Raw genomic sequence first — 24703 nt, forward strand, 5'->3', positions numbered from 1 at the left:
ATTTACGGTAAAAAATCAATCTATGATAAAGAAAACACCTAAGGTTGGGATTTGGGTAGCGATACTCATTACCGCCTTCGTGGTTTCAGCAGTTGGGGCATTGCTTAGCAATGCCCCTTCTCTTGATATCAGCCAAGTATGGTCCGATCCCTACTATTGGCATGTAACGAAATTCAGTTTTTATCAGGCGACACTCTCAACGGTGCTGAGTGTTGGCTTTGCTATACCTATTGCTCATGCGCTGTGTCGTAGACAATTTTTTGGACGCGCTTTGTTGTTAAGGCTGTTCGCGTCGACCTTAGTCCTGCCAGTGTTAGTGGGTGTATTTGGCTTACTTGCGATCTATGGCAATAGTGGTTGGTTAGCTAAGTTTTTGGCGAACTTCGATATTGAATTGCCATTTTCCATATACGGATTGAATGGTATTTTGCTGGCGCACGTTTTCTTCAACTTGCCTTATGCCAGTCGCTTACTTCTGCAAGCGTTAGATACCGTGCCTGCCGAGCAACACAAGCTTTGTGCTCACTTGGGTATGAGTCATTGGAACAAATTCAGATGGGTTGAATGGCCTCGCTTAAGACAGCAATTACCACATGTGTGTGGCTTAGTCTTCATGTTGTGTTTTACCAGCTTTGCTACCGTGATGGCGCTAGGCGGTGGACCTAAATCAACCACTATCGAGCTCGCTATTTATCAGGCGATTAAATTCGACTTTGACCTTCAAGCTGGTGCCTTGCTCGCGATATGGCAAATGCTGCTGTGTGGTGTGCTAGCGGTGAGCATTCAACGCCTATCGAAGCCTATTTCAGTGACGGCCAGTCAGTTGTCTGAAGAGAAATATTTGGTTAAGGACAGCTGGTGGTCAAAAGCTTGGGATAGCTTTTGGATCATCATAGTCTCAATGCTGGTATTGCCGCCATTAGCTATGGTTATCGTCAGTGGAATTAACTCGCAGGCATTAACCGTACTCAGCAGCGAGCCGTTTTGGGCGGCGTTAATGACCTCGGTTAAAGTCGCGTCATTAGCAAGTGTTATCGCAGTTGGTATTGGTATCGCCATACTACTGACTAGCCGAGCATGGCGTTTACAGAACAAGAATTTTCGAGCCGATAAAATCGAGCTGATTGGCACTATTATCTTGGTGACTCCGGGGCTGGTGATCAGTACGGGTATCTTCTTATTACTGCGTTCATTCACCGATGTATTCAGTTTAGCTTTCTTTATCGTGATTGCCGTCAACAGCTTAATGGCGCTGCCTTACGTAATTAAAACCCTAGCTCAACCTATGCTGCATTTGTCTCAGCAGTACCAGTATGTGTGTGCAAGCTTGGGTATGACAGGTTTCACGCGTTTTAGGTTAGTGGAGTGGCGAGCATTGCGTAAGCCGATGGCGCAAGCCTTCTCGATTAGCTTTATGTTGGCGATGGGTGACTTAAGCGCGATTGCTTTGTTTGGTAGCCAAGATTTTAGAACTCTGCCTTTGTACCTATTCCAATTGTTAGGCAGCTATCAAATGGAAGCGGCGGCGGTAGTTTCTGTGAGCTTACTGTTATTGAGTGTCGGCAGCTTTAGCTTAATAGAATTCTTATTTACTCGAAGATCTAAGCTCGATGCTAAAGAATTAAGGAACCGATGATGTTAGTGATGAAAGATGTGGATTACCACTATCACAGAGAGTTGTTTAGCTTTGATTTTCAAGCTGAGCAGGGCGATATTGTTGCGTTTATGGGGCCGAGTGGTGCGGGTAAGTCTACACTGTTGGCGCTAGTTGCTGGTTTCATCGAGCCTACATCGGGTGAGATATCAGTGGCTGGGCAGTCGCTTATTGGTAAAGAAGCACATCAGCGTCCGTTGGCGATGTTGTTTCAAGAGCACAACCTGTTTGCTCACCTTACGGTGCGAGAAAATATTGGTTTAGGTCTGCATCCAGGTTTAAAGCTTACTGCAACCCAAAAGCAAGCTGTGGAGCAAGCCGCAGCGCAAGTTGGCGTCGCTGAGTATTTGGATAGGTTGCCTGAGCACTTATCCGGCGGTCAACGCCAGCGTGTTGCGTTAGCGCGTTGTTTTGTCCAACCTCATGATATTTGGCTGCTTGATGAACCTTTCTCTGCGCTTGATCCTTTGCTGCGTGAAGAGATGCTTAGCTTAGTGAAGCGATTAGCGGCAGAGCGAAATATTACGGTCTTGATGGTGACTCACCATTTAGGTGACGCACGCAGTATCGCGAATAAGTTTGTGTTTGTGGCGCTAGGTAAGGTGTTGGTTGAAGACTCGATAGAGGCACTGACGGCGGATCATCCACAGACAGAATTAAGCTCATTTGTTAAAGCGGGTGAGTGACGACTCATCACTCCTGTGAGTATTTATTGTTATTGAGTGCTTCTTGATATCGAGTACGTCAAAAACAAAAAGACCTAGCATGTGCTAGGTCTTTTATTGTCTTACAGAATAAAGCGACAAAGATTAGTCTTCTAGCTTTAGCTCTTTTAAGATTTGGAAGATTTCACGAGAAGCCTTTGCTGGCTTGTTCGCTGATTTCTCTTTGTTAGCTTGGCGAGCTAGCTGACGAAGACGCTGACGGTCTGCTTCAGGGTACATGTCCATGACTTCTGAAATGGCAGCATCGCCTTCAGCAACAACGCGATCACGCAGTTGCTCAAGCTTGTGCAGTTCAGCGGTTGCTTGCGAGTGCTTGTTACGTACTTTATCCAAAGCCGCTTGAATTGGCTCAGGATCAACATTGCGCATTACTTTACCAATGTATTGAAGTTGACGGCGCTTCGCTTCATTTTTAAAGCGTTGTGCATCTTTAATCGCTTGTGCCAAATCTTCAGACAGAGGAAACTTGTCTAATACAGAAGGCTTCAGGGAAACAAGTTCTTCCCCCAGTTTTTGTAGCGCTTCCATGTCGGTTTTCATTTCTGTCTTACTTACCCAGATGATTTCTTCTTCTGGTTCCCATGGGGCTTTTTGGTTTTTGCGAGCCATCTTTTCTGCCTATGTCACTATCTCAAACGAATATATTGCCTATTTTAGCAAGAATCTTGGGGAGAAAGCGAAATTCTTGTTATCCTACATAATATTGACCTAAAAAATTAGAATAGATATGGATGTAAAACAGCAAGTCGCCCAGCAAAGAGTTGAGCTAGAAGCCGCAGTAGCTAAAGCGTTGGATATGGCGTCAGTGAGTGCAGACGCTGCTGAGGTCGCTATTACTAAGTCAACGGGTTTAAGTGTTTCAACACGTATGTGTGAAGTGGAAAACGTTGAATTTAATAGTGATGGTGCGCTAGGTATTACTGTTTATCGCGGCCAGAAAAAAGGCAGCGCATCTACATCTGATCTGAGTGAAAAGGCGATTGCTCAAACCGTCGCGGCCGCACTTGATATCGCTCAGTACACTTCTGAAGACCCATTTGCCGGTCCTGCGGCAAAAGAATACATGGTAAAAGAAATTCCAGATTTGGATCTTTTTCACCCTGATGAACCAAACCCTGACTATGCCGCTGAGATTGCGATTGCTGCTGAGAAGCAAGCGTTAGCTTATAGCGATAAGATCAAACAGAGTGATGGCGCAAGCTACGACAGCCACTATGGCGTTAAGGTTTATGGTAACAGCCATGGCTTACTAGCAAGCTATGCTTCTAGTCGTCATAGCACGAGCTGCTGTGTAATTGGGCAAGGCGCTAATGGTGAAATGGAACGTGACTACAGCTACACCGTTGCACGTCACCGTGACGAACTGTGGACGCCTGAGCGTGTAGGTCAGGAAGCTGCAGAAAAGACGATTAGCCGCTTGGATGCGAAAAAGCTACCAACAGGCCAATACCCAATTATGTTCGCTAACGATGTTGCGACAGGTCTTATCGGTCACCTTGTGATGGCGATCAGTGGCGGCAACCTTTACCGTAAGTCATCTTTCTTATTGGATCATTTAGGTCAGAAAATCCTACCTGACTGGTTTAACATTTCTGAGCGACCACATATCTTGCGTGGTTTGGCTTCAAGCCCATTCGATAGCGAAGGTGTGTTCACTCAAGATCGTGAAATCATCACTGACGGTGTGCTAGCAACTTACCTACTAACGAGCTATGCCGCACGTAAGATGGATATGACGCCAACCGGTCATGCTGGTGGTATTCATAACTGGTTCGTTAAATCGACCGGTCAAAACTTTGAGCAGATGCTAAAAGAGTTGGGTACTGGCTTCCTAGTCACTGAAGTGATGGGCCAAGGCGTAAACACCGTAACGGGTGATTATTCACGTGGCGCTGCAGGTTTCTGGGTTGAAAACGGAGAGATCCAATACCCAGTATCAGAAGTAACAATCGCAGGTAACCTAAAAGACATGTTTACTCAGATTGTTGCTGTGGGTAACGACGTAGAAACACGTTCGCAAATTCAAACGGGTTCTATCCTGCTTGAGTCGATGAAAGTCGCGGGTGAGTAATTCAATTAAAGCGAATCTGATGAATTAAAAAAGGGGAGCCAATGGCTCCCTTTTTGTTTTCTGTATTTCGCCAAAAATTGGCTAACTGCTTATGCTAACTAGATCAGTATGGTCGCTAAGCCTAGGAACACCGATAGGCCAATAACATCGGTTACTGTGGTCAGTGCCATACCGCCAGCAAGGGCTGGATCGATATTCATCTTCTTCAACATCACTGGGATAGTTACACCAGCAATACCTGCGACAATCAAGTTGGTCATCATCGCCGCTGAGATGATGCCTCCCAGTATCCAGTTACCTTTCCAAGCCACCACGATACCACCAATGATAACGGCCCATAGAACGCCGTTTAGGAAGCCGATGGCTGCCTCTTTGAGTAGCAGTTCGCGTTTGTTACTGTCACCGATATGACCGAGTGCCAAACCACGAATCACCAGAGCAACGGTTTGGTTACCCGCAACACCCCCCATCGAAGGCACGATAGTCATCAGAACCGCAATCGCTGCCATTTGATCGAGCGTTGCTTCAAACATGTTTGATACAGATGCTGCCGCCAGTGCTGCGAGTACGTTAGCACCAAGCCACACACTACGACGACGAGCAGATTTTACGACCGGTGCGAAGGTATCTTCGTCATCGTCCATACCCGCCATACTCATCATTGAGTGTTCGGCATCTTCACGGATAACATCAACCACGTCATCGATGGTGATACGACCAACAAGGTGCTGGTTACTATCGATGACAGGCGCAGAAACCCAGTTACGACGTTCAAACAGGCTCGCGATATCTGACGCACTGGTTTCTACCGCGATCGCTTCGTCGGCATCATCCATCACTTCTGAAACAGGGACATCAGGTTGAGTCGTTACTAGCGTGGTAAGTGATAGGTTACCGATAAGACGTTCTTCTTCATCAATAACATACAGAGCATCAGTTGCATCCGGCAGTTCGCCACGCATACGCATGTAGCGCAATACAACGTCAACATCGACATCACCACGAATCGTGATTACGTCGGTGTTCATGATCGCACCCGCTGAATCTTCAGGGTACGACAGGGCAGTTTCAACTAATGCACGATCGACGGAGTCCATTTGAGAAAGGACTTCGCGAGAAACATCGTCGGGTAGGCTTCGAAGTACGTACGCGACGTCATCGGTTTCCATACCTTCGGTTGCTTCTGCCAAGGTCTCAGGTGCCATTTTCGACACAAGAGCATCTTTGACGTCTTCGTTTAGTTCATCAAGAATTTCACCGTAGTCTTCAGGATCGGTGAGTTGCCAGAGTACGTCACGACTTTTGCGAGGGGAGGCTTCTAAAAGGTGTGCAATATCTTCAGGCTCCATGTCCTGAAGTTGTCGGCGTACGTGAACAAATCGGCCGTTTTCTAGGGCTTCGCTGACTTCTTGGAGGGTTTGGTGAGCTTGGTCGAATTCTAATTGCTCTGCCATATTTTCCTCCTATCTCATTATTCTAACAATGGTTGGAATAGTAACTTAATTCTGGGGCTTATTTAAATCATAAACTTAGATAGAACTAAGATTTAATATTGGTTGGTTCGTTGTTTGAGTCTTAGGCGTTGTGAGTGAAGCGTTTTCGCTACTCACCCTCATCAAACTTGTCTTCAATGAGATGACAGACGGCATCCAGTGCTTGCTGTGAATCGGTACCTGCAGCTTGAATCGTAATATGTTGCCCTTGCGCTGATTCCAGCATAAGTAACCCCATTACGCTGTCTGCTGTTGCTGTTTTATCTTCTTCGCTATGGATAGTGATGGTTGCATCAAAGCTTTGTGCAAGCTCAACCAACTTTACGGCTGCTCTAGCGTGAAGACCCAAGCGATTTTGGATCAGTACAGTTCGAGTTAATTCCATGGTTAGCCCTGTTGGTGCTTCTCTAGGGAGGCGTGTCTGATTTGAACTTGATGGCCAAGTTGCTCAAAGTACTCACCAATTTTCTGGGTTAGATAAACCGAGCGGTGTTTGCCGCCAGTACAGCCAATCGCGACCGTTAGGTAACTGCGATTGTTCTTCTCTAACATTGGTAACCACTGTTCAACAAAGCCTTGGATCTGTTGCTTGAGTTCCAGAACTTCTGAGTGTTCTTCTAGAAAGGAGTGAATTGGTGCATCCAGCCCGGTTAGTGGTCGTAGTGCAGGTTCCCAGTGAGGGTTCGGCAAAAAGCGAACATCAAACACGTAGTCGGCATCACTTGGCAAGCCATACTTAAAACCGAAAGATTGAAAGACGATGATCAGCTCTTGCTTCTCTTTGCCTTCAACTTTAAATCGAACCTTTTCACTCAATTCGTAGAGGTTGCAGTCACTGCTGTCGATCACAATGCTGGCGTGCTCTGCGAGAGGTGTCAGAAGTGTCTTCTCTAAATCAATCGCTTGCTCAAGAGATAGCTTTTCTTGGCCAATTGATAAAGGGTGGATTCTGCGGGTTTCGCTGTAGCGCTTAAGGAGTGTCTGCTTGCTGGCATCGAGGAACAATACATCAACATCGATGTTTGTAGCTGACTCGAGTTGCTCGAGCGTGTCGGTGACTAACTGAGGCTCTTTCGGTAGGTTACGTATATCAATACTTACCGCAACGTTTTGGTTGCTTTCGCGTACCGATTCGACAAAGTTGTTGAGCAGGTTTACTGGTAGATTATCGACACAGTAATACCCCAAGTCTTCTAGGACTCGTAACGCAACACTTTTACCGGCCCCTGATTGGCCACTAACCACGATTAATCGCATGTTATTGCTCGCAAGTTGGCACTTGAATCATGATGTCGTAAAGCTCTTGATCGCTCTGAGCATTACGCAGCTGTTTAAGAGTCTGCTTGTCGTTTAGTCGTTCTGCCATACAAGAAAGGGTTTTTAGATGCTCTTTGCATTGTTCGCTAGGAACAAGCAGGGCAAATAGTAGGTCGACAGGACGATTATCAATCGCATCAAATTCGATAGGATCTTGGCATTGCAGTAATACAGCTATCGCTTTATCACTGACATTCATACGAGCATGGGGAATCGCGATACCATTACCAATACCGGTACTGCCCATCTTCTCACGGCTCAACATACACTCAAATAGCTCTGTTGAATCTTGACCGCAGCTCTCAGCTGCTATCTGGCTGATGAGCTCAAGGGCTCTTTTTTTGCTTGTGCATTGGACTGCACTTTTGGTGCAGTCCAATGAAAGTACTTCGCTTAATTGCATGTTAGTGACTACTTAGCTTTTCTTTGTGCTTGTTGAGTTGGCGGACGAGTTTATCAACCAATGAATCAATCGCGGCATACATGCTTTCATCTGTTGCTGTCGCATGGATTTCCCCCTGATTTATATGCAGGGTAGCTTCTGCGATTTGATTGATTTTCTCAACTTTTAAAACAACCTGAACGCTATTGATATGATCAAAGAAGCGCTCAAGTTTGTCGAATTTGGTGTGAACATAGTCTTGCATTGAATCGGTAAGATCAACGTGATGGCCTTGAATATTGATTTGCATAGACTTTCCTTTTCAGTTGGTTGCCTGATCATAGTTGCTAAGTAACTAGCGACTAAATGAGCTTATAGCAGGCGTTTACGCTGACTCGATGGGGCAATGCCCAGAGACTCACGGTATTTCGCTATGGTACGTCTAGCTACCTGAATTCCTTGGTCAGCCAGTAAAGCAGCAATCTTACTATCACTTAGAGGCTTCGCGGTATTTTCCGCTGCGACAAGCTTCTTGATGAGTGCGCGAATTGCTGTAGATGAACATTCACCGCCATTGTCAGTGCTGACATGGCTTGAGAAAAAGTATTTGAGCTCGAAGATGCCACGTGGCGTATGCATGAATTTTTGAGTCGTCACACGAGAGATCGTGGATTCGTGCATATCAACAGCTAACGCAACATCATTAAGAACCATTGGCTTCATCGCTTCTTCGCCATGTTCGAAGAAATCACGCTGATGTTCAACAATGCATCGCGCAACTTTGAGTAGCGTCTCATTTCGGCTCTCTAGGCTTTTAATTAACCACTTTGCTTCTTGCAAATTTGAGCGGATGTATTGATTGTCGGCGCTGTTGCCTTTACTGCCCAGATCAGCGTACTGCTGATTCACTTTCAACTTAGGCACGCTATCAGGGTTAATGGTCACTAACCATTTGCCAAGGTCTTTGAAGACAGATACATCTGGAACCACATACTCAGTTTCATCCGGAGTAATCTTACTGCCAGGACGAGGGTCCAGCTGTTGAATCAGTTGCAAAACTTCACGTAGTTCTGCTTCTTTCAACTTGGTCTCTTTGATAACCAGTTTGTAATCGCGATTGCCGAGTTGGTCGATATGGCTAGTAAGTACTAACTTAGCTTCGTTAAGCCAAGGCGTATCTTGGGGAAAGGTTGCCAGTTGCAGTAACAAGCAATCTTGCAGGTTGACTGAACCGACACCTAGCGGATCAAACTGCTGAATTCGTTTACGTACCGCTTCAATTTCATCAAGCTCGATCTCTTCATTGTCGAAGTTTTCAAGGATGTCTTCACAAGTTACAGTGAGGTAGCCGTAGTCGTCGATGGCATCGATTAATGCAAAAGCGATGCTTCGGTCGGTGTCAGTGAATGGCGTTAAGTCGAGTTGCCAAAGTAGGTAATCGTGCAGGCTTTGAGTGGTTTCGCCTTGATAAACCGGCATGTCGTCATCAATCGCAATACCCGTGTTACCGGTGTTCGCGCTGTAGACGTCTTCCCAAGTTGTGTCGATTTCTAGTTCGTTGCCAATCTCTGATTTTTCGATTAAGTCTGAGCTATCAGTTAAGTCTTGCTCTGTGGCTTCAACAGTTTCTTTTTCGTCACTGCTAGGTTTTTCTTCCGATGTTGGCGTATCTTCATTGCCTTCTTCGACATCGAGTAGTGGGTTAGATTCAAGTGCTTCTTGAATCTCTTGCTGCAAATCTAAAGTAGACAATTGCAACAAACGAATCGCTTGCTGCAATTGAGGAGTCATTGCTAACTGTTGGCCTAGCTTAAGTTGTAATGAGGGTTTCATTCAGTGTGACTTACCTAGTTATTATTCTTAGAACTCTCGATACTCTCTATATAATCATAGACGGAATTGTTCGCCTAGATAAACTTGTTTAACTTGTTCGTTATTGAGAACATCTTCAGGAGTACCCTCAGCGATCAGGTGTCCTTGGCTTACGATGTAAGCTTTTTCACACACGTCTAATGTTTCACGAACGTTGTGGTCGGTAATCAAAACGCCCAAGCCGCGATCACGCAGGTGAACAATGATTTTTTTGATATCGATTACTGAGATCGGGTCAACACCGGCGAATGGTTCATCCAATAGAATGAACTGCGGGTTTGCTGCTAGTGCACGAGCAATCTCTACACGACGACGCTCACCACCCGACAGAGCCATACCATTGCTGGTGCGGATATGTTGGATGTGGAACTCTTCTAGCAGGTCTTCCAGCTTATCTTGGCGTTGTTCGTTGGTCATTTCATCACGGGTTTGTAAAACCGCCATGATGTTGTTCTCTACGGACAACTTACGGAAAATCGATGCTTCTTGAGGCAGGTAACCGATACCAAGACGAGAGCGGCTGTGCATTGGTAAGATACTGATGTCTCGGTCATCAATGCTGATGGTACCTTCATCACGCGCCACCAAACCAACAATCATATAGAAAGATGTGGTTTTACCTGCACCGTTAGGCCCAAGCAGACCGACGATCTGGCCTGACTCTACCTGTAAGCTTACATCGGTAACAACCTTACGTTTACTGTAGGTTTTCGCTAGGTTTTTTGCTTTAAGAACAGCCATCGTTACTTATTCACTTCCGTTGGTTGTAAAACCGTTGACACTCGTTTGTTTTCACCACTGTCAGCGACTAATTTCTGAGAACCGATCTGGTAAGTGATCTTAGAACCGCGAATGATGCTGCCATCTTGAGATAACATCGCATTCTTAGTCATGATCAGTCGGTCGGCAACAAGCTGGTAGTGCAGGTCGTCAGCTTCACCGTAGAGTGTCTTACCGTCGTCAGTAAGCTGAGAGAAGGTTGCTGGCTTACCGAAGCCTTGAATTTCTTCAATCTCACCGTTTACGGCATTACGAGTAACAATAACCTTATCGGCATTGATATTGATGCTGCCTTGTTTAAGGTTCACATCACCAAGGAAAGTCACTTGGTTACTTTTCATATCCAATTGCTGGCTGTCTGAGTCAATGTAGACAGGTTGCTCACTATCCGAAGACAGAGCATAGACATTAGGTGCCGCAAGGGTCAAAGCGAATAAACTAAGGTGTAAGAGTTTCATATCTACCTTGAACAGAATTAAAGAGGGTTGCATTGTTGGTACCGAAGTTACCTTTCATTGCTTGTCCCTCAGTTTCAAAAAATGTACCGATCATATGGACCGGAGTCTCTGAATAAAAATCTCGGCTAGGCAGCTCAACAACCATTTTATCTGTGGTCATTGTATCGAAGCTGGCTTCTGGCAACAGGTTCTTTGCCACGACGTTGTCATAAAACGTGACAACTTGATTCTCATCCATAATCGCGCGATCAGCGGTGACTTGCCATTCAATCGTGTGCCCTTCACGGAATACCGAAAGAACTGGGTTTTGAAAGTGCGTATCGCCAACTACTGAGTAGTGTTCTAAATACGTCGATTCAACCTGATAGCTGCGAATACCGCTTTCGTCGTAGCTAATGTTGTTCAGGCTTTTGCCACTAAACGCGGGCAGCTCCAAATTTGGAGCCACTTGTATCGTTGATGTTTGCTCTTTGTCGTACAAGTAATAGGTCGACCAAGAGGCAATAAATATGAGTATTAAATAGATAATACGAGTAAAACTCATATGCTTAAACCTTTATGCACGTCGAGTTCATTTCTTGCTTGTAAAATAAGGTCACAGACTTCACGTACCGCGCCATGACCACCGTTAATGGTTGTCACGTAGTTTGCACGCTTTGCAAGTAGCGGGTGCCCATCTGCCACACAGACCTTCAAGCCAACTTTTTCCATTACAGGCCAGTCAATCAGATCGTCTCCGATGTAACCTGTATTTTCAGGGTTTACAGAAAGCTTATCGCAAATATCTTGGTATGCCTTAACTTTATCGTCTTGACCTTGATAAATCAGCTTAATGCCTAGAGCGGTCATACGATTCTCAACAATTTGAGATTTGCGACCCGTGATGATCGCGATTTCAATGCCTGCGTTCATCAGTGATTTGATACCGTAACCGTCACGAGTGTGGAAGGTTTTCAGCTCTTCACCGTTGTTGCCCATGTAGATGCGACCATCAGAGAAGACACCATCGACATCGCAAATCAGCAGTTTGATCTCTTTTGCAATTGCAAATACATCTGAATTAACAGTGCCGTATAGAGTTTCGACTGTCTGTGTCATTACATTACTCCTGCTTTCAGTAAGTCATGCATGTTTAACGCTCCGACTAATTTACCTTCTTGGCATAACATCAGGCCATTGATGCTCTTCGCTTGCATCAAGTTTAAGCCCTCAACCGCGAGCATGTTTGGCTCGGCTACCGTCGGGTTTAGCGTCATCACATCACCGATCTGCGTGTTATGGATATCAACGCGTTTGTCTAAGATACGACGTAAATCACCATCGGTAAAAATACCGGCCATTTGGCCATCTTCACCAACGATTGCTGTCATGCCTAAGCCTTTCTGAGATATCTCTAGTAGAGCGTCTCTTACTAGTGCGTCGGGTGCTACAACAGGAAGTGAATCGCCTGTGTGCATGATGTCGTCGAGCTTCAACAGCAACTGACGACCTAAAGCGCCACCAGGATGAGACAGGGCAAAGTCTTGAGCGGTGAAGCCTCGAGCCTGCAAAAGTGCAACGGCTAATGCATCACCCATGACCAAAGTCGCCGTGGTGCTTGTTGTTGGTGCTAAGCCCAGCGGACAAGCTTCTTCCGGTACTGAAATTTGTAAATGGATATCAGACAGGGTTGCCATGTTTGATGCTGGCTTGCCTGTCATGCTGATGATCTTGATGCTCAGACGCTTTAACACAGGAAATAGGCTGAGGATTTCTCCCGATTCGCCGGAGTTGGATATTGCAATCACAATATCACCAGGTTCGATCATGCCTAAGTCGCCATGCGCCGCTTCGCCTGGGTGAACAAAGAAAGCCGATGTCCCGGTACTTGCCAATGTTGCTGCGATTTTGTTGCCAATGTGGCCTGATTTACCCATGCCCATCACAACGACTTTGCCTTTGTTGTTCAGGATAAGGTCGCAAGCTTTACAAAAATCATCATTAAAATATTGGTCTAATTGAGTGAGACCTGCAACTTCGGTTTCCAAAACTTGTTTTGCAACGCTGCGGTAATCAAATGGCTGAGACATCAAATACTCCAAGTACGGGAAGTTAAATCAACAATTAAGCCGACATGTTCATTAATAGGTAACTTTGGTAGGCCACGAACGTCACAATTAACACGCCGCCTTCAATACGATTCACACTACGAGATTTTCCTAGTGCCATCACAACAAGTAGTAGCGATACGCCTAGCATTACCCAGAAGTCACGACCCATAGCGAACTCGCTCAAGATCGAAGGGTTTAGGATGCCCGGGATACCCATAACAGCAAGGATGTTGAATACGTTTGAACCAATGATATTACCTACAGCCATATCATCTTCACCCTTCATAACGCCGGCTAGTGATGCTGCAAGTTCAGGAAGGCTAGTACCAACAGCAATGATGGTTAAACCAATGACAAGGTCGCTCATGCCGAAGAACTTCGCGATGATCACAGCGTTATCTACCAGCATATCAGCAGCTAAAGGTAGGACGATTAGACCAATCACGACCCACATTGCAGCCTTAGGGTTACTTACGCCTTCAGGGATCTCTGATTCTTGCTCATCAAGGAAAGCATCGCCGTTCTTTTTCTCGCTGCGGCTGATTTGCAACATAGCAAACAAAAACGCGGCAAAAAGAACAAACAACAACACGCCTTCATAGAAGCCTAAATGGTTATCCCACAATAGGGCGCCCGCTAGCAGAGTGACACCGATCATTAATGGTAGTTCACGACGAATCACGCCTGAGCTAATCGATAACGGCTTGATAAGGGCTGTAATACCTAAAATCAGCGCGATGTTGGCGATGTTAGAGCCCAGTACGTTGCCTACAGCTGTATCTGTTTTGCCATCAAGGGCTGCTGTCGCAGAAACCATCATTTCAGGAGCCGAAGACCCCATTGCTAAGATCGTCATACCGATAACTAGTGGTGAAATACCGAAGTTGCGAGCAAGAGCAGCGGCACCGTAAACCAGCTTATCTGCACTCCACACCAAAAAACCTAGACCGATAATAAGAAACGCAATCGCTTCAAGCATGATGATTCCTAAAAAATTAATAAAAACGGAGAATTAACCGCTAATTTTGACCTGTTGCTAGATAAAAGGGAAGTCACTCGGCAAATTAATTACCAGTTAGCAGGCAAGAAAGAGAGATCAATAGATAATTTCCTAATGCTTTCAAATCCCTGCATAGATTCCTGTTTAATATGAATTAATTGAACAGTGCTTTTAATTCTAAAGTAGACTCATTATTATTGCAGCCATAATTGGCGTTTTTTAAAGCAAGGAAACAACAAAAATATGTTGAACACTGAGCTTGTGAAAGTTAAGAACCTCAGCTTCTCACGCGGTGACCGCGTTATCTTTGATGACATCAGTTTAGAGGTGCCTCAAGGCAAGATAACCGCCATCATGGGGCCGTCTGGGATCGGCAAAACGACTTTACTGCGTTTGATCGGTGGGCAACTGCCGCCAGATGAAGGCGAAGTTTGGTTTGATGGTGACAATATCCCTGCATTATCACGTCGAAAGCTATATCAAGCACGTAAGAAAATGAGCATGCTATTCCAATCGGGTGCGCTTTTTACGGATCTCAATGTCTTTGATAATGTGGCGTTTCCGCTGCGAGAGCACACTGAACTTAATGAAAAATTCATTCGTACCATCGTATTACTTAAGCTTGAAGCGGTAGGATTACGTGGTGCTGCGCAATTGATGCCGAGTGAGTTGTCTGGCGGAATGGCTAGGCGTGCCGCACTGGCGCGCGCAATCGCACTAGATCCAGAACTTATCATGTACGATGAGCCGTTTGTTGGCCAAGATCCCATCACCATGGGCGTATTGGTTGAATTGATACGAAATCTCAATCAAGCCTTGGGCTTAACCTCGATTGTTGTTTCTCACGATGTGCCAGAGGTGATGAGTATTGCTGATTGGGTTTACCTCATGGCAGATAGCAAGATTATTGCCGCTGGAACACCTGATGAGTTGTACAACAATAGCGATCCGAGAGTGCAGCAATTTTTGCAAGGCGAAGCCGATGGTCCAGTACCATTTAGATTCCCTGCGAAGAGCTTAGAAAAGGATTTGTTTTAATATGATTGTTAAAACTATTGCGGGTGTCGGTAAGCGTACACTTGCGAGCTGTGAGTCATTTGGTCGAGCAAGCCTGATGTTATTTGGGGCTTTGTTTGGCATCCCGCGACTAAAAAACTTCCCCTTATTAGTAAAACAACTTTATAGCGTTGGCGTTCAGTCATTGGCTATTATTTTAGTTTCGGGTCTGTTTATCGGCATGGTGCTCAGCCTGCAGGGCTATGTCGTGTTAATTGACTACGGCGCTGAGGGAAACCTTGGTCAAATGGTCGCGCTTTCACTGTTGCGTGAGTTGGGGCCTGTGGTGACTGCGTTATTATTTGCAGGTCGAGCCGGTTCAGCACTCACGGCAGAGATTGGGTTAATGAAGGCAACAGAGCAGATCTCAAGCCTTGAGATGATGGCCGTTGACCCTCTTAAACGCATTATTGCACCACGTCTTTGGGCCGGGCTTATCTCAATGCCATTGCTTGCTATGATTTTTATGGCGGTAGGTATTTGGGGCGGTCAACTGGTTGGTGTTGATTGGAAAGGCATTGATCACGGCAGTTTCTGGTCTGCGATGCAGTCTTCAGTAGAACTTGGCCGAGATATTGGTAACAGCATGATCAAATGTATGGTCTTCGCTATCACCGTAACTTGGATCGCACTTTTCAATGGTTATGACGCAGTACCGACTTCAGAAGGTATCAGTCAGGCAACCACACGCACTGTAGTGCACTCTTCTCTAGCGGTACTAGGGCTAGATTTTGTTCTTACCGCATTGATGTTTGGGAATTAATCATGCAACAAACTCGAAAATTAGAATTATGGGTCGGCACCTTTGTTATTGCCGGAATTTGCGCAATCTTAATCATGATCTTTCAAGTCGCTGACGTAAAAGGCATAGGTTCGAACCATACTTACAATCTAAAAGCGACCTTTGACAACATTGGCAGCCTAAAAGTTCGTTCTCCAGTGAAAGTGGGTGGCGTCGTTGTTGGACGAGTTAAAAGCATTGAGCTTGATACCGAGAGCTACCTTCCTGTCGTTGAACTGTCTATTGACGGGAAGTACTCACAATTTCCAGATACCTCTAGTGCTCAAATTTTAACATCTGGCTTAATTGGTGAGCAGTACATTAGTCTGGTTCCAGGCTTCATTTTTGATGATGAAGAGATGTTGGTCGATGGTGATTCAATTGAAGACACTAAGTCAGCATTGGTACTAGAAGATTTGATTGGCCAAGTGCTGTATAGCGTTGGTGGTTCTAATGACAGCGAAGCTAAGGAATAAGATAATGTTGAAAACTATTAGTTATTTAAAAGCTATTGGTTACTTGAAATCAATGTTTATGGCGGCAATGGCGTTGCTTATTTCTACCCAAGCCTTTGCTGCAGAATCGATTGACCGTACTCAGCCTTACCAGATGATGACTCAAGTGGCCGAAGTGGCATTTGAGCGTTTGAAGAGTGAACAAGACAACATCCACCAAGATCCAGAGTTATTGAAGGTCATCGTGGAAGAAGAGTTGATGCCTTATGTGAATGCACAATATGCAGCTCTTAAGTTACTTGGACCAAACTTGAAAGGCGCGGATAGAAAAGACGTGGGCGTGTTTATCGATTCATTCCGTAAATACCTTGTTTCTTCTTATGCCCAAGTGCTGACTCAATACACAGATCAGACGATTGAATTTGGTCCAGAACCAAAAATCAAAGCGGATAGCCGCATTACCAGTATCAAGGTCGACATCATCGATACGCCGCGACCAAACATTAAGCTTGAATTTAAGCTTCGCAAAGACAAGAAATCTGGCGAGTGGAAAGCATTTGATATGGTTGCCGAAGGTATTAGCTTGTTGTCGAGCAAGCAATCGGAGTGGAATACTAAGATTCGTCAAGAAGGCATCTTACAAGTTGCAGACGAACTAGAGAAATTAGCCGCACAACCGATTCGTTTTGAGAGTAACAAATAATGAGCCATTCTCAATGGCAAGCACTAAGCTCTAAAGAGTATCAACTGTTCGGTGATTTAGACCGAGACAGTGTCCCTGCAATCTGGCGTATATTGGAAAAGTGGCAAACGACGGAATCGAGCGTTGAAATTGACCTTAGCCATATAAATCGAGTCGATTCAGCAGGAATGGTGATGCTAATTCACTTATTAGAGCATGCAAAAAATCAAAACTGTCATATAATGCTCAGTTTCGTGCCAGAACAATTACGAACGTTGTTCCAATTGAGCAATATCCAGCCAATGATGGCAGAACACATAAAAAATTAGGCAGGAGCTATTTGTGGACAGCACAAAAGTACAAGAATTATTAGCAGAAGCACTGAACCTTCAGGAAATTTTCGTGAAAGGGGAAGGCAGTCATTACGAAGTTGTTGCGGTTGATCCATGTTTTGACGGCATGAATCGAGTTAAGAAGCAGCAACTAATCTACGGCCCACTAATGGAATACATTCAACGCAATGACATCCATGCTCTTTCTATTAAGGCTTTCACGCCGGAAGAGTGGGAACGTGATAAGAAACTGATGTCACTTTAAGGTTTATGATGGAAAAGTTTCGAGTTATTGGATCGGATAAGCCGCTAAGCGGTGAAGTGACGATCTCAGGCGCAAAAAATGCAGCGCTACCTATCTTATTTGCTTCAATTCTTGCTGAAGAGCCAGTGGAAGTAAGTAACGTTCCTCACCTACGTGACATCGATACTACGATGGAACTGCTTAAGCGTTTAGGCGCAAAAGTATCGCGTAATGGTAGTGTTCATGTTGATGGCAGCGAAATTAATGAATTTTGTGCGCCTTACGATTTAGTGAAAACAATGCGTGCTTCTATCTGGGCTTTAGGTCCTCTAGTCGCTCGTTTTGGTGAAGGCCAAGTGTCACTTCCAGGCGGTTGTGCAATTGGTGCTCGACCTGTTGATCTGCATATCCACGGCCTAGAGCAACTAGGTGCGACCATTAAGTTGGAAGATGGTTATGTGAAAGCAAGTGTTGATGGCCGTCTGAAAGGCGCGCACATCGTGATGGATAAAGTAAGTGTGGGTGCCACCATTACTATCATGTGTGCAGCAACGCTAGCGGAAGGAACAACAGTACTCGATAACTCAGCGCGTGAGCCTGAGATTGTTGATACGGCTGACTTCCTAAACAAACTGGGTGCTAAAATTTCTGGCGCAGGTACAGATACGATTACTATCGAAGGCGTTGAACGTCTTGGTGGTGGCCAACACTCTGTGGTTGCTGACCGTATTGAAACAGGTACTTTCCTGGTTGCTGCTGCTGTTTCTGGCGGTAAAGTGGTTTGTCGCAACACCAACGCTCATCTTCTTGAAGCTGCCTTAGCGAAGCTTGAAGAAGCGGGTGCGAAGGTTGAAACGGGCGAAGACTGGATCTGTCTTGATATGACGGGTCGTGAACTGAAAGCGGTGAAAATCGTAACGGCACCTCACCCTGGTTTCCCAACCGACATGCAAGCACAGTTTACTCTGCTTAACATGATGGCGAAGGGCAGTGGTGTTATCACTGAGACTATCTTTGAAAACCGTTTTATGCACATTCCTGAGTTACAGCGAATGGGTGCAAAAGCGGAAATCGAAGGTAACACGGCTATCTGTGGTGAAACGGAAAAACTGAGCGGCGCTCAAGTAATGGCAACGGACCTTCGCGCATCTGCGAGCCTTGTTATTGCTGGCTGTATTGCTCAAGGTGAAACCATCGTTGACCGTATTTATCACATCGATCGTGGCTACGATAAGATTGAAGATAAATTGTCAGCCTTAGGCGCAAACATTACACGATTTAGTGAGTCGAACTAACCTAGGTTAGTGGATTCATGAATCAGTAAGATGAAAACATAAAAGTCGGAACCTTGGTTTCGGCTTTTTTATAGTTGTATTTACCGCGAGTAAATCTATTGCTCATTTTTGCGCGAATAGATGAATCAACTTGGCGGTCGGTGAGGAACAAAATGATAGCAATATTACGTATTTTCGCAGTGGCGATATTTGCGATTCTTATGTTTGTATTTGGTTGTGGTTACTGCCTATTAAGTCCACGCAACCCGAAACACGTATTTACCTTTGGCCGTTATTTCGGTCGCATGTCGAAGATCTTCGGCATGAAGTTAGAGCTTCGCATCCCAGAAGATGCCTACTCTCGCGGCCAACATGTTTATGTGGCGAACCACCAAAACAGCTGGGATCTATTCACGATTTCATCAGCGGTAACGCCAAAAGTGGTAACTGTTGGTAAGAAAAGCCTAGTGTGGATGCCTCTATTTGGTCAGCTTTACTGGTTGACGGGTAACATCCTAATTGACCGTGCTAACCGTAGCAAAGCGGTAGGTACGATTGATCAGGTCGTGACGAGTCTAAAAGAGAGCGATGTTTCAGTTTGGATGTTCCCTGAAGGCACTCGTTCTCGTGGCCGTGGTCTGCTGCCATTCAAAACAGGTGCATTCCATGCTGCGATTGGTGCTGGCTTGCCTATCATCCCTATCGTGTGTAGCTCAACCGGTGGCGTGAAGCTAAACCGTTGGAACAATGGTCACGTGATTGTTGAAATGCTGCCACCAATCAGCACTGAAGGCTACGACAAGTCTAATGTTCGTGAACTGGCTAACCTAGCTCGTGAGCAGATGGCTGCTAAGCTTGAAGAGTTAGACAAAGAAGTGGTCGATCTTAATAAGAAGTAATCATTTAAGCTAAACGACAGACAATAAAAAAGGTTGCCAACTGGGCAACCTTTTTTTGTATCTAATAAACACTCAGCATTACGCTAAGTCGTTTATTAGAAGGTGTTTAATCTAGAGATTAAAACCTATTTGCGAACCGCAATAGCTTCGATCTCGATACCTACATCTTTTGGCAGACGAGCTACTTCAACACATGAACGTGCAGGGTAGTTTGCAACGCCGTGCTCATCGAAGAATTTGCCGTAAACCTCGTTTACTGTGCCGAAGTCGTTTAGGTCTTTAACGAATACCGTTAGTTTTACGATGTCTTTTACAGTCAGGCCTGAAGCTTCAACAACCGCTTGAACGTTGTCTAGAGATTGGCGAGCTTGCTCTGCGATATCAGCAGATACTTCACCAGTTGCTGGGTTTACTGGGATTTGACCAGAAGTCAGTACCATGTTGCCAAGGTCAACGCCTTGTACGTATGGGCCGATTGCAGCTGGAGCAGATTCTGTGTGAAGTACTTTAGTCATTGGTTTATTCCATCAGTTATTAGATAAAAATCAATTTTCAGTGTGCCTTCAAACTTTGGCTAGGTAAAGCGCAAAATACCCCGTATAGGCGAGGTATTTGATAGTTTTTACATTCGGTCTTCTTTGCCGTATGACGTTATCTTTCTGTCACGATCTCGCGAGAGAAGACTTTTTCGCAATACTTACACTTCAATCGAATATCTTCTTTCTTTTCAAAGATCTTAAAGCTGCTTTCAACCGGTTCATTGTGAGTAATACAGTTAGTATTTGGACACTCGAACACATCGTTGATTTGCTCAGGAAGTTCTAGTGGTAGCTTCTTAACTACTTCGTAATCTTCTATTTGGTTCACTGTTGCATGAGGCGCATAAAGTGCCAGCTTGCTCGCCTGTTCTTTTGTGATAAACACATTCTCAATCTTGAGCAGGTCTTTTCCGCCTAGTGCAGAAGACGGCAGATTTAGGCCAATCGTCACGCGCTGATGAGAGTTGTGCATGTCGAACAGTTTTAGAACCTTGATCCCGATATTGGCTGGGATATGGTCGATAACAGTACCGTTTCTGATTGCTTCAACTTTTAATTGAGTCTCTTTAGACATTATATCTCTCCTCTACAGCGTTTCGTTAAGAACAAGGGCTAGCAATGCTTCACGGGCGTAAACACCATTCTCTGCTTGCTGGAAGTAGTAAGCGTAAGGTGTTTTATCGACATCGACAGTAATTTCATCAACGCGAGGAAGAGGGTGCAGAACCTTCAGGTTATCGCGTGCATTTTCCAGCATCGAAGCGGTCAGGATGTATGCGGATTTTATGTGCGCGTATTCTGACTCATCGAAGCGCTCTTTTTGAACTCGAGTCATGTACAAGACATCTAGTTCAGGAATCACATCTTCCATGTCCGTCAATAGTTGGTACTTGATGCCCGCTTCATCAAGCTCTTCGCAAATGTAGTCTGGCATCGCTAGTGCTTCTGGAGCCACGAAGTAGAAACAGATGTTGTCGAATTTTGCTAGTGCTTGAGTCAACGAGTGAACCGTACGGCCGTACTTAAGGTCACCAACGAATGCAACGTTTAGGTTGTCGAGGCGGCCTTGTGTCTCAGCGATAGAGAATAGGTCTAGTAACGTTTGTGTTGGGTGTTGGTTTGCGCCGTCACCTGCGTTAATAACAGGTACACCGTTTGAGAACTCAGAAGCCAGACGCGCTGCGCCTTCTTGAGGGTGACGCATCACGTAAGCGTCAACGTATGAAGAGATAACCTGTACCGAGTCCGCTAGCGTTTCGCCTTTCTTTGCCAAAGAAGTGTTACCACCACTGTCGAAACCAATCACATCACCACCGATGCGTTGAATCGCAGTTTCAAAAGAGAGACGAGTTCGCGTAGAAGGTTCGAAGAAGCAGCTGGCAACAACTTTGTTCTTGATGAGTTCTGGGTTTGGCTCAGCCTTTAGCTGACCTGCCGTTTGAACAATTAATTCTAGCTCTTCACGAGAAAGCTCTGGAATTGAGATGATGTGCTTTTGATAGAGCGAATTCGCCATGATCTTCTTCCCCACAATAATGTATTGGCCATAAAAAAGCCCCCCATAATGGGAGGCTTTAAAAAAGTGCTGAAAAGCAGAATAGACGGCCTGGTAAGCATCTTAGCTTACGAGCAATATTTGGTGTTTTCACAATATTACTATGTGTTTTCACAATATCATTATGTTTTATCACAACATTGCTTGGCGTCATTTTCACTACTCTCAGACAAATTGCCGAGAATTATACGCTTTCAATTTGTGAGCGCAAGCGATTACATCAAGCTTTTGTTTACTTTCATTATTGTCTATTGACCAAGCGTCGCGACCATCACCGCCTTGATGGTGTGCATGCGATTTTCAGCTTCATCAAATACAATCGAGTAGTCAGATTCAAACACTTCGTCAGTCACTTCCAAGCCGTTCATTCCATACTTGTCAGAGACTTGCTGACCAATCACAGTTTCATTGTTGTGGAAAGCGGGTAGGCAGTGCATGAACTTCACTTGAGGGTTACCAGTTAGCTTAATGACATCCATATTCACTTGGTATGGTTTCATTACCGCCACACGTTCGTCCCAAGCTTCAGGGGCTTCGCCCATCGAAACCCAAACATCGGTGTATAGGTAATCACAACCTTTCACGCCTTCAGCAACGTCTTCTGTCAGCGTGATGTTGGCACCTGTGCTTTGCGCGATAGCTTGGCACTCTTCAACAAGCTGCTCTTCTGGCCAGAATGCTTTAGGCGCGACAAGGCGAATATCCATGCCCATCTTCGCGGCTCCGACTAACAGAGAGTTACCCATGTTATTGCGTGCATCGCCTAGGTAAGCAAAGCTGATTTGGTGTAGATGCTTCCCGCGGCCATGCTCAAGCATAGTGAGGAAATCAGCCAAAATCTGAGTAGGGTGGAACTCATCGGTTAAGCCATTCCAAACAGGCACGCCCGCATAAGCGCCTAGGTCTTCAACAATACTCTGGCCAAAACCACGATATTCGATGCCATCGTACATACGTCCCAATACACGAGCCGTATCTTTCATTGATTCTTTTTGACCAATCTGAGAACCAGAAGGGCCAAGGTAAGAGACTTGAGCACCTTGATCAAAGGCGGCTACTTCAAAAGCACATCGAGTTCGAGTTGATGCTTTTTCAAAGATCAAAGCGATGTTTTTACCGTTAAGCTTTTTCTGCTCTGTTCCTGCATACTTAGCTTTTTTTAGATCAGCAGACAGATCGAGTAAAAACTGAATCTCTTTAGGAGTAAAGTCGAGAAGTTTTAGAAAGTTACGATTGCGAAGATTAAAGGCCATCTCTCGCTCCTTGCGAATATAGAATCAATGAAGAACTCAGTTAAACATAAAAATGCTATATTTGTGAATATTTATTTTATTTATTTAATAAAAAAGGCCAGTAAATGAATACTGGCCTAGATAAGTTATTGAGTCCGTTTAACTGAGCTCTTTGACTTAGATACCATCTCTTTCGATAGGGCAGCTCATACAGCGTGCGCCGCCACGACCACGGCCTAGCTCGTTGCCAGGAATCGTTAGAACTTCGATACCCGCCTTGTCGTATTTCTCATTGGTGTAAACATTACGCTCATAACCAATCACGGTACCAGGTTTCACTGTCAGTACGTTGTTAGCGTCATTCCACTGTTCACGCTCAGCTTCGTAGTTATCACCGCCGGTAGTGATGATCTTCAGTTGATCAAGGCCTAGTGCGCCTTCAATCGCTGACAGGTAGTTTTCAGCTTTCTCGACACGCATTTCGCCGTTTTCTTTTGGCGTTAAGCGCCAAGTGTCGAGGTCTTTACGAACGATCTCTGGATAGACAGAGAACGTGTCGATATCCATGTGTGTCATCACCGTATCAAGGTGCATACAAGAGCGGTGTTTTGGTAGATCGATCGCAATCACTTCGCTCGCTTGGCCTGATCTAAATAGGCTAGCCGCTAGGTTTTCGACACCTTGTGGTTTCGTACGCTCTGAAATACCAACCAGTACCGCACCTTTACCGATAACCAGTACGTCACCGCCTTCAATGTTAGCGTTGTCGTAGTGAAGGTCTTCGTCACCAAAGTACTTAATGAAATCTTGGCCTGCGAACACTGGGTGCCAGCGGTAGATAGCACGCAGGTGGTTCGTTTCACGTTGACGTGCAGGCTTCATCATTGGGTTAAGCGATACACCACCGTAAACCCAGCAAGAAGTATCTCGCGTAAATAGGTGGTTAGGCAGTGGCTCGATAACGAAATCGAGTGGTCGATGCATTTTAGGCAGCATCGATGATGATTTGATAGGAAGCTCAGAGTAGGCCAAGCCACCGAGTAAGATCGTTGCTAGATGCTCATTATCCATTTGAGCAAGGTAGTTTCTTAAGTCACGGGCGAAAGTCGGCCCATAACGGAAATCTGAGATTTGAGTATTCAGCAACCACTCACGAGCCTGAGATACGGCAAGCGTTTCTACTAGCAGGTCATGCAGCAGTAGTACTTCTACGTCTTGGCTGCGCAGCGTTTCTGCAAAGGCATCATGTTCTTCACCAGCGGCTTCAACGGCAAGTACATCATCAAATAGAAGATCATGACAGTTTGAAGGGGTGAGGTGGGTGAGTGCTCTTTCAGGTCTATTTAGGAGAACTCGTCTCAATTGACCGACTTCGGAGCCAACGTACAGCTTACTCATTTTGCATCCTTACTATTAATCCAGCGTCTATTTATGACAAGCTTGTCCGTAATATGCAAGTTTTGTAGATTGAGTTAATACAAGGTATTTGGGTAATAATTGGTCATAAAACCTGTGATTTTTAAGTTTATACAGATTAAATTCCAACTAACTGGCTATCGAACGGAACAACGTTTTTGAGGATCTATGCTCAATTCGTGGCTTGTTAGAATTGAATTTTGCTTATTAATCGTGATTTTTTATTCACTATTATGCACTTTTTGATAACAAGCTGAGGATTTATGCACCCCAAAAGCGGTTTAGCGTATGCACCTAACGTGACTAATCACGCAAGTTTTATTCAATAAGCCCTAAAGTGGCCACAAAAACGAAATGCTAAAATACGGCGCAGTTAATAAAATGTTGAAAATTTGT

29 protein-coding genes are annotated in these 24703 nt (G+C 45.1%); 11 read left to right on the top strand and 18 right to left on the bottom strand.

Annotation, left to right across the window (positions count from 1 at the left end; genetic code table 11):
- Positions 1-22 precede the first annotated feature (22 nt).
- Entirely contained in the window at positions 23-1636 is a 1614-nt protein-coding gene (gene thiP / locus AB4263_RS02250; RefSeq protein ID WP_017058907.1) for a thiamine/thiamine pyrophosphate ABC transporter permease ThiP, read from the top strand.
- A complete protein-coding gene (thiQ, locus tag AB4263_RS02255) occupies positions 1636-2340 on the top strand; it encodes a thiamine ABC transporter ATP-binding protein (RefSeq protein ID WP_372097340.1) in 705 nt (234 codons plus the stop codon). The genes thiP and thiQ overlap by 1 nt, the downstream gene beginning before the upstream one ends.
- 123 nt (positions 2341-2463) lie before the next feature.
- On the opposite strand, the gene yjgA is transcribed toward thiQ, so the two are convergent.
- Positions 2464-2988 carry a ribosome biogenesis factor YjgA gene (yjgA, locus tag AB4263_RS02260; protein WP_017069408.1) on the bottom strand — a complete coding sequence of 175 codons (525 nt, stop codon included), beginning with the start codon at positions 2986-2988 and terminating at the stop codon, positions 2464-2466.
- 118 nt (positions 2989-3106) lie between these two features.
- On the opposite strand from yjgA, the gene pmbA reads away from it, so the two are divergent.
- On the top strand, positions 3107-4450 hold the full coding sequence (gene pmbA, locus AB4263_RS02265) for a metalloprotease PmbA (RefSeq protein WP_017058910.1): 1344 nt from the start codon (positions 3107-3109) through the stop codon (positions 4448-4450).
- Between the two features lie 98 nt (positions 4451-4548).
- Here pmbA and mgtE read toward each other — a convergent pair whose 3' ends face one another.
- The 12 genes from mgtE to AB4263_RS02325 all read right to left on the bottom strand — a co-directional run bounded on the left by mgtE (position 4549) and on the right by AB4263_RS02325 (position 13821).
- Positions 4549-5904 carry a magnesium transporter gene (mgtE, locus tag AB4263_RS02270; RefSeq protein ID WP_017058911.1) on the bottom strand — a complete coding sequence of 452 codons (1356 nt, stop codon included), beginning with the start codon at positions 5902-5904 and terminating at the stop codon, positions 4549-4551.
- A 148-nt stretch (positions 5905-6052) separates the two neighbouring features.
- Positions 6053-6328: an HPr family phosphocarrier protein gene (locus AB4263_RS02275; protein ID WP_017066670.1), complete on the bottom strand. Its 276-nt coding sequence runs from the start codon at positions 6326-6328 to the stop codon at positions 6053-6055.
- A 2-nt stretch (positions 6329-6330) separates the two neighbouring features.
- Complete coding sequence (gene rapZ / locus AB4263_RS02280) at positions 6331-7200, bottom strand: RNase adapter RapZ (RefSeq protein ID WP_017063735.1); 870 nt, start codon at positions 7198-7200, stop codon at positions 6331-6333.
- 1 nt (position 7201) lies between these two features.
- The gene (gene ptsN / locus AB4263_RS02285; protein WP_004738707.1) at positions 7202-7663 is read right to left on the bottom strand and encodes a PTS IIA-like nitrogen regulatory protein PtsN; all 462 of its coding nucleotides are present in this window, start codon (positions 7661-7663) and stop codon (positions 7202-7204) included.
- A 1-nt stretch (position 7664) separates the two neighbouring features.
- A complete protein-coding gene (gene hpf / locus AB4263_RS02290; RefSeq protein ID WP_009847742.1) occupies positions 7665-7952 on the bottom strand; it encodes a ribosome hibernation promoting factor in 288 nt (95 codons plus the stop codon).
- Positions 7953-8014: 62 nt separating this feature from the next.
- Positions 8015-9475, bottom strand: a complete 1461-nt coding sequence (locus tag AB4263_RS02295; RefSeq protein ID WP_136981969.1) for an RNA polymerase factor sigma-54 — start codon at positions 9473-9475, stop codon at positions 8015-8017.
- A 54-nt stretch (positions 9476-9529) separates the two neighbouring features.
- Entirely contained in the window at positions 9530-10255 is a 726-nt protein-coding gene (gene lptB / locus AB4263_RS02300; protein ID WP_004735304.1) for an LPS export ABC transporter ATP-binding protein, read from the bottom strand.
- 2 nt (positions 10256-10257) lie between these two features.
- The gene (lptA, locus tag AB4263_RS02305; RefSeq protein ID WP_017058914.1) at positions 10258-10752 is read right to left on the bottom strand and encodes a lipopolysaccharide transport periplasmic protein LptA; all 495 of its coding nucleotides are present in this window, start codon (positions 10750-10752) and stop codon (positions 10258-10260) included.
- A complete protein-coding gene (lptC, locus tag AB4263_RS02310) occupies positions 10733-11296 on the bottom strand; it encodes an LPS export ABC transporter periplasmic protein LptC (protein ID WP_004735306.1) in 564 nt (187 codons plus the stop codon). Before lptC ends, lptA begins: the two co-directional genes overlap by 20 nt.
- Complete coding sequence (gene kdsC, locus AB4263_RS02315) at positions 11293-11850, bottom strand: 3-deoxy-manno-octulosonate-8-phosphatase KdsC (RefSeq protein WP_017058916.1); 558 nt, start codon at positions 11848-11850, stop codon at positions 11293-11295. Before kdsC ends, lptC begins: the two co-directional genes overlap by 4 nt.
- The gene (gene kdsD / locus AB4263_RS02320; protein ID WP_017058917.1) at positions 11850-12821 is read right to left on the bottom strand and encodes an arabinose-5-phosphate isomerase KdsD; all 972 of its coding nucleotides are present in this window, start codon (positions 12819-12821) and stop codon (positions 11850-11852) included. Before kdsD ends, kdsC begins: the two co-directional genes overlap by 1 nt.
- Positions 12822-12855: 34 nt before the next feature.
- The gene (locus tag AB4263_RS02325) at positions 12856-13821 is read right to left on the bottom strand and encodes a calcium/sodium antiporter (protein ID WP_017063737.1); all 966 of its coding nucleotides are present in this window, start codon (positions 13819-13821) and stop codon (positions 12856-12858) included.
- Between the two features lie 264 nt (positions 13822-14085).
- Between AB4263_RS02325 and mlaF the strand changes: the two genes are divergently transcribed.
- The 8 genes from mlaF to AB4263_RS02365 all read left to right on the top strand — a co-directional run bounded on the left by mlaF (position 14086) and on the right by AB4263_RS02365 (position 19565).
- Positions 14086-14880: a phospholipid ABC transporter ATP-binding protein MlaF gene (gene mlaF, locus AB4263_RS02330; protein WP_017058919.1), complete on the top strand. Its 795-nt coding sequence runs from the start codon at positions 14086-14088 to the stop codon at positions 14878-14880.
- 1 nt (position 14881) lies between these two features.
- The gene (mlaE, locus tag AB4263_RS02335) at positions 14882-15661 is read left to right on the top strand and encodes a lipid asymmetry maintenance ABC transporter permease subunit MlaE (protein ID WP_017058920.1); all 780 of its coding nucleotides are present in this window, start codon (positions 14882-14884) and stop codon (positions 15659-15661) included.
- Between the two features lie 2 nt (positions 15662-15663).
- The gene (gene mlaD / locus AB4263_RS02340) at positions 15664-16155 is read left to right on the top strand and encodes an outer membrane lipid asymmetry maintenance protein MlaD (protein WP_017058921.1); all 492 of its coding nucleotides are present in this window, start codon (positions 15664-15666) and stop codon (positions 16153-16155) included.
- A gap of 52 nt (positions 16156-16207) precedes the next feature.
- Entirely contained in the window at positions 16208-16837 is a 630-nt protein-coding gene (locus AB4263_RS02345) for a phospholipid-binding protein MlaC (protein ID WP_120459707.1), read from the top strand.
- Positions 16837-17145, top strand: a complete 309-nt coding sequence (locus AB4263_RS02350) for a lipid asymmetry maintenance protein MlaB (protein ID WP_017058923.1) — start codon at positions 16837-16839, stop codon at positions 17143-17145. Before AB4263_RS02345 ends, AB4263_RS02350 begins: the two co-directional genes overlap by 1 nt.
- A 13-nt stretch (positions 17146-17158) precedes the next feature.
- Positions 17159-17413: a BolA family iron metabolism protein IbaG gene (ibaG, locus tag AB4263_RS02355; RefSeq protein WP_017058924.1), complete on the top strand. Its 255-nt coding sequence runs from the start codon at positions 17159-17161 to the stop codon at positions 17411-17413.
- An 8-nt stretch (positions 17414-17421) separates the two neighbouring features.
- A complete protein-coding gene (murA, locus tag AB4263_RS02360; RefSeq protein WP_372097342.1) occupies positions 17422-18687 on the top strand; it encodes a UDP-N-acetylglucosamine 1-carboxyvinyltransferase in 1266 nt (421 codons plus the stop codon).
- A 152-nt stretch (positions 18688-18839) separates the two neighbouring features.
- Positions 18840-19565: a 1-acylglycerol-3-phosphate O-acyltransferase gene (locus AB4263_RS02365; RefSeq protein WP_081230959.1), complete on the top strand. Its 726-nt coding sequence runs from the start codon at positions 18840-18842 to the stop codon at positions 19563-19565.
- Between the two features lie 125 nt (positions 19566-19690).
- On the opposite strand, the gene AB4263_RS02370 is transcribed toward AB4263_RS02365, so the two are convergent.
- The 5 genes from AB4263_RS02370 to arcA form a co-directional block, all read right to left on the bottom strand.
- Entirely contained in the window at positions 19691-20080 is a 390-nt protein-coding gene (locus tag AB4263_RS02370; RefSeq protein WP_004735319.1) for a RidA family protein, read from the bottom strand.
- A 136-nt stretch (positions 20081-20216) separates the two neighbouring features.
- A complete protein-coding gene (pyrI, locus tag AB4263_RS02375) occupies positions 20217-20678 on the bottom strand; it encodes an aspartate carbamoyltransferase regulatory subunit (protein WP_372097344.1) in 462 nt (153 codons plus the stop codon).
- Between the two features lie 12 nt (positions 20679-20690).
- The gene (pyrB, locus tag AB4263_RS02380; RefSeq protein ID WP_012604860.1) at positions 20691-21620 is read right to left on the bottom strand and encodes an aspartate carbamoyltransferase; all 930 of its coding nucleotides are present in this window, start codon (positions 21618-21620) and stop codon (positions 20691-20693) included.
- A gap of 287 nt (positions 21621-21907) precedes the next feature.
- Positions 21908-22912 (bottom strand): ornithine carbamoyltransferase, encoded by a 1005-nt coding sequence (locus AB4263_RS02385; RefSeq protein ID WP_372097346.1) that lies wholly within the window; start codon positions 22910-22912, stop codon positions 21908-21910.
- A gap of 156 nt (positions 22913-23068) precedes the next feature.
- Complete coding sequence (gene arcA, locus AB4263_RS02390) at positions 23069-24289, bottom strand: arginine deiminase (RefSeq protein ID WP_017069412.1); 1221 nt, start codon at positions 24287-24289, stop codon at positions 23069-23071.
- Positions 24290-24703 lie beyond the last annotated feature (414 nt).

The organism is Vibrio sp. 10N.261.55.C5 (genome assembly GCF_041470505.1).
Classification (GTDB): Bacteria; Pseudomonadota; Gammaproteobacteria; order Enterobacterales; family Vibrionaceae; genus Vibrio; species Vibrio crassostreae_C.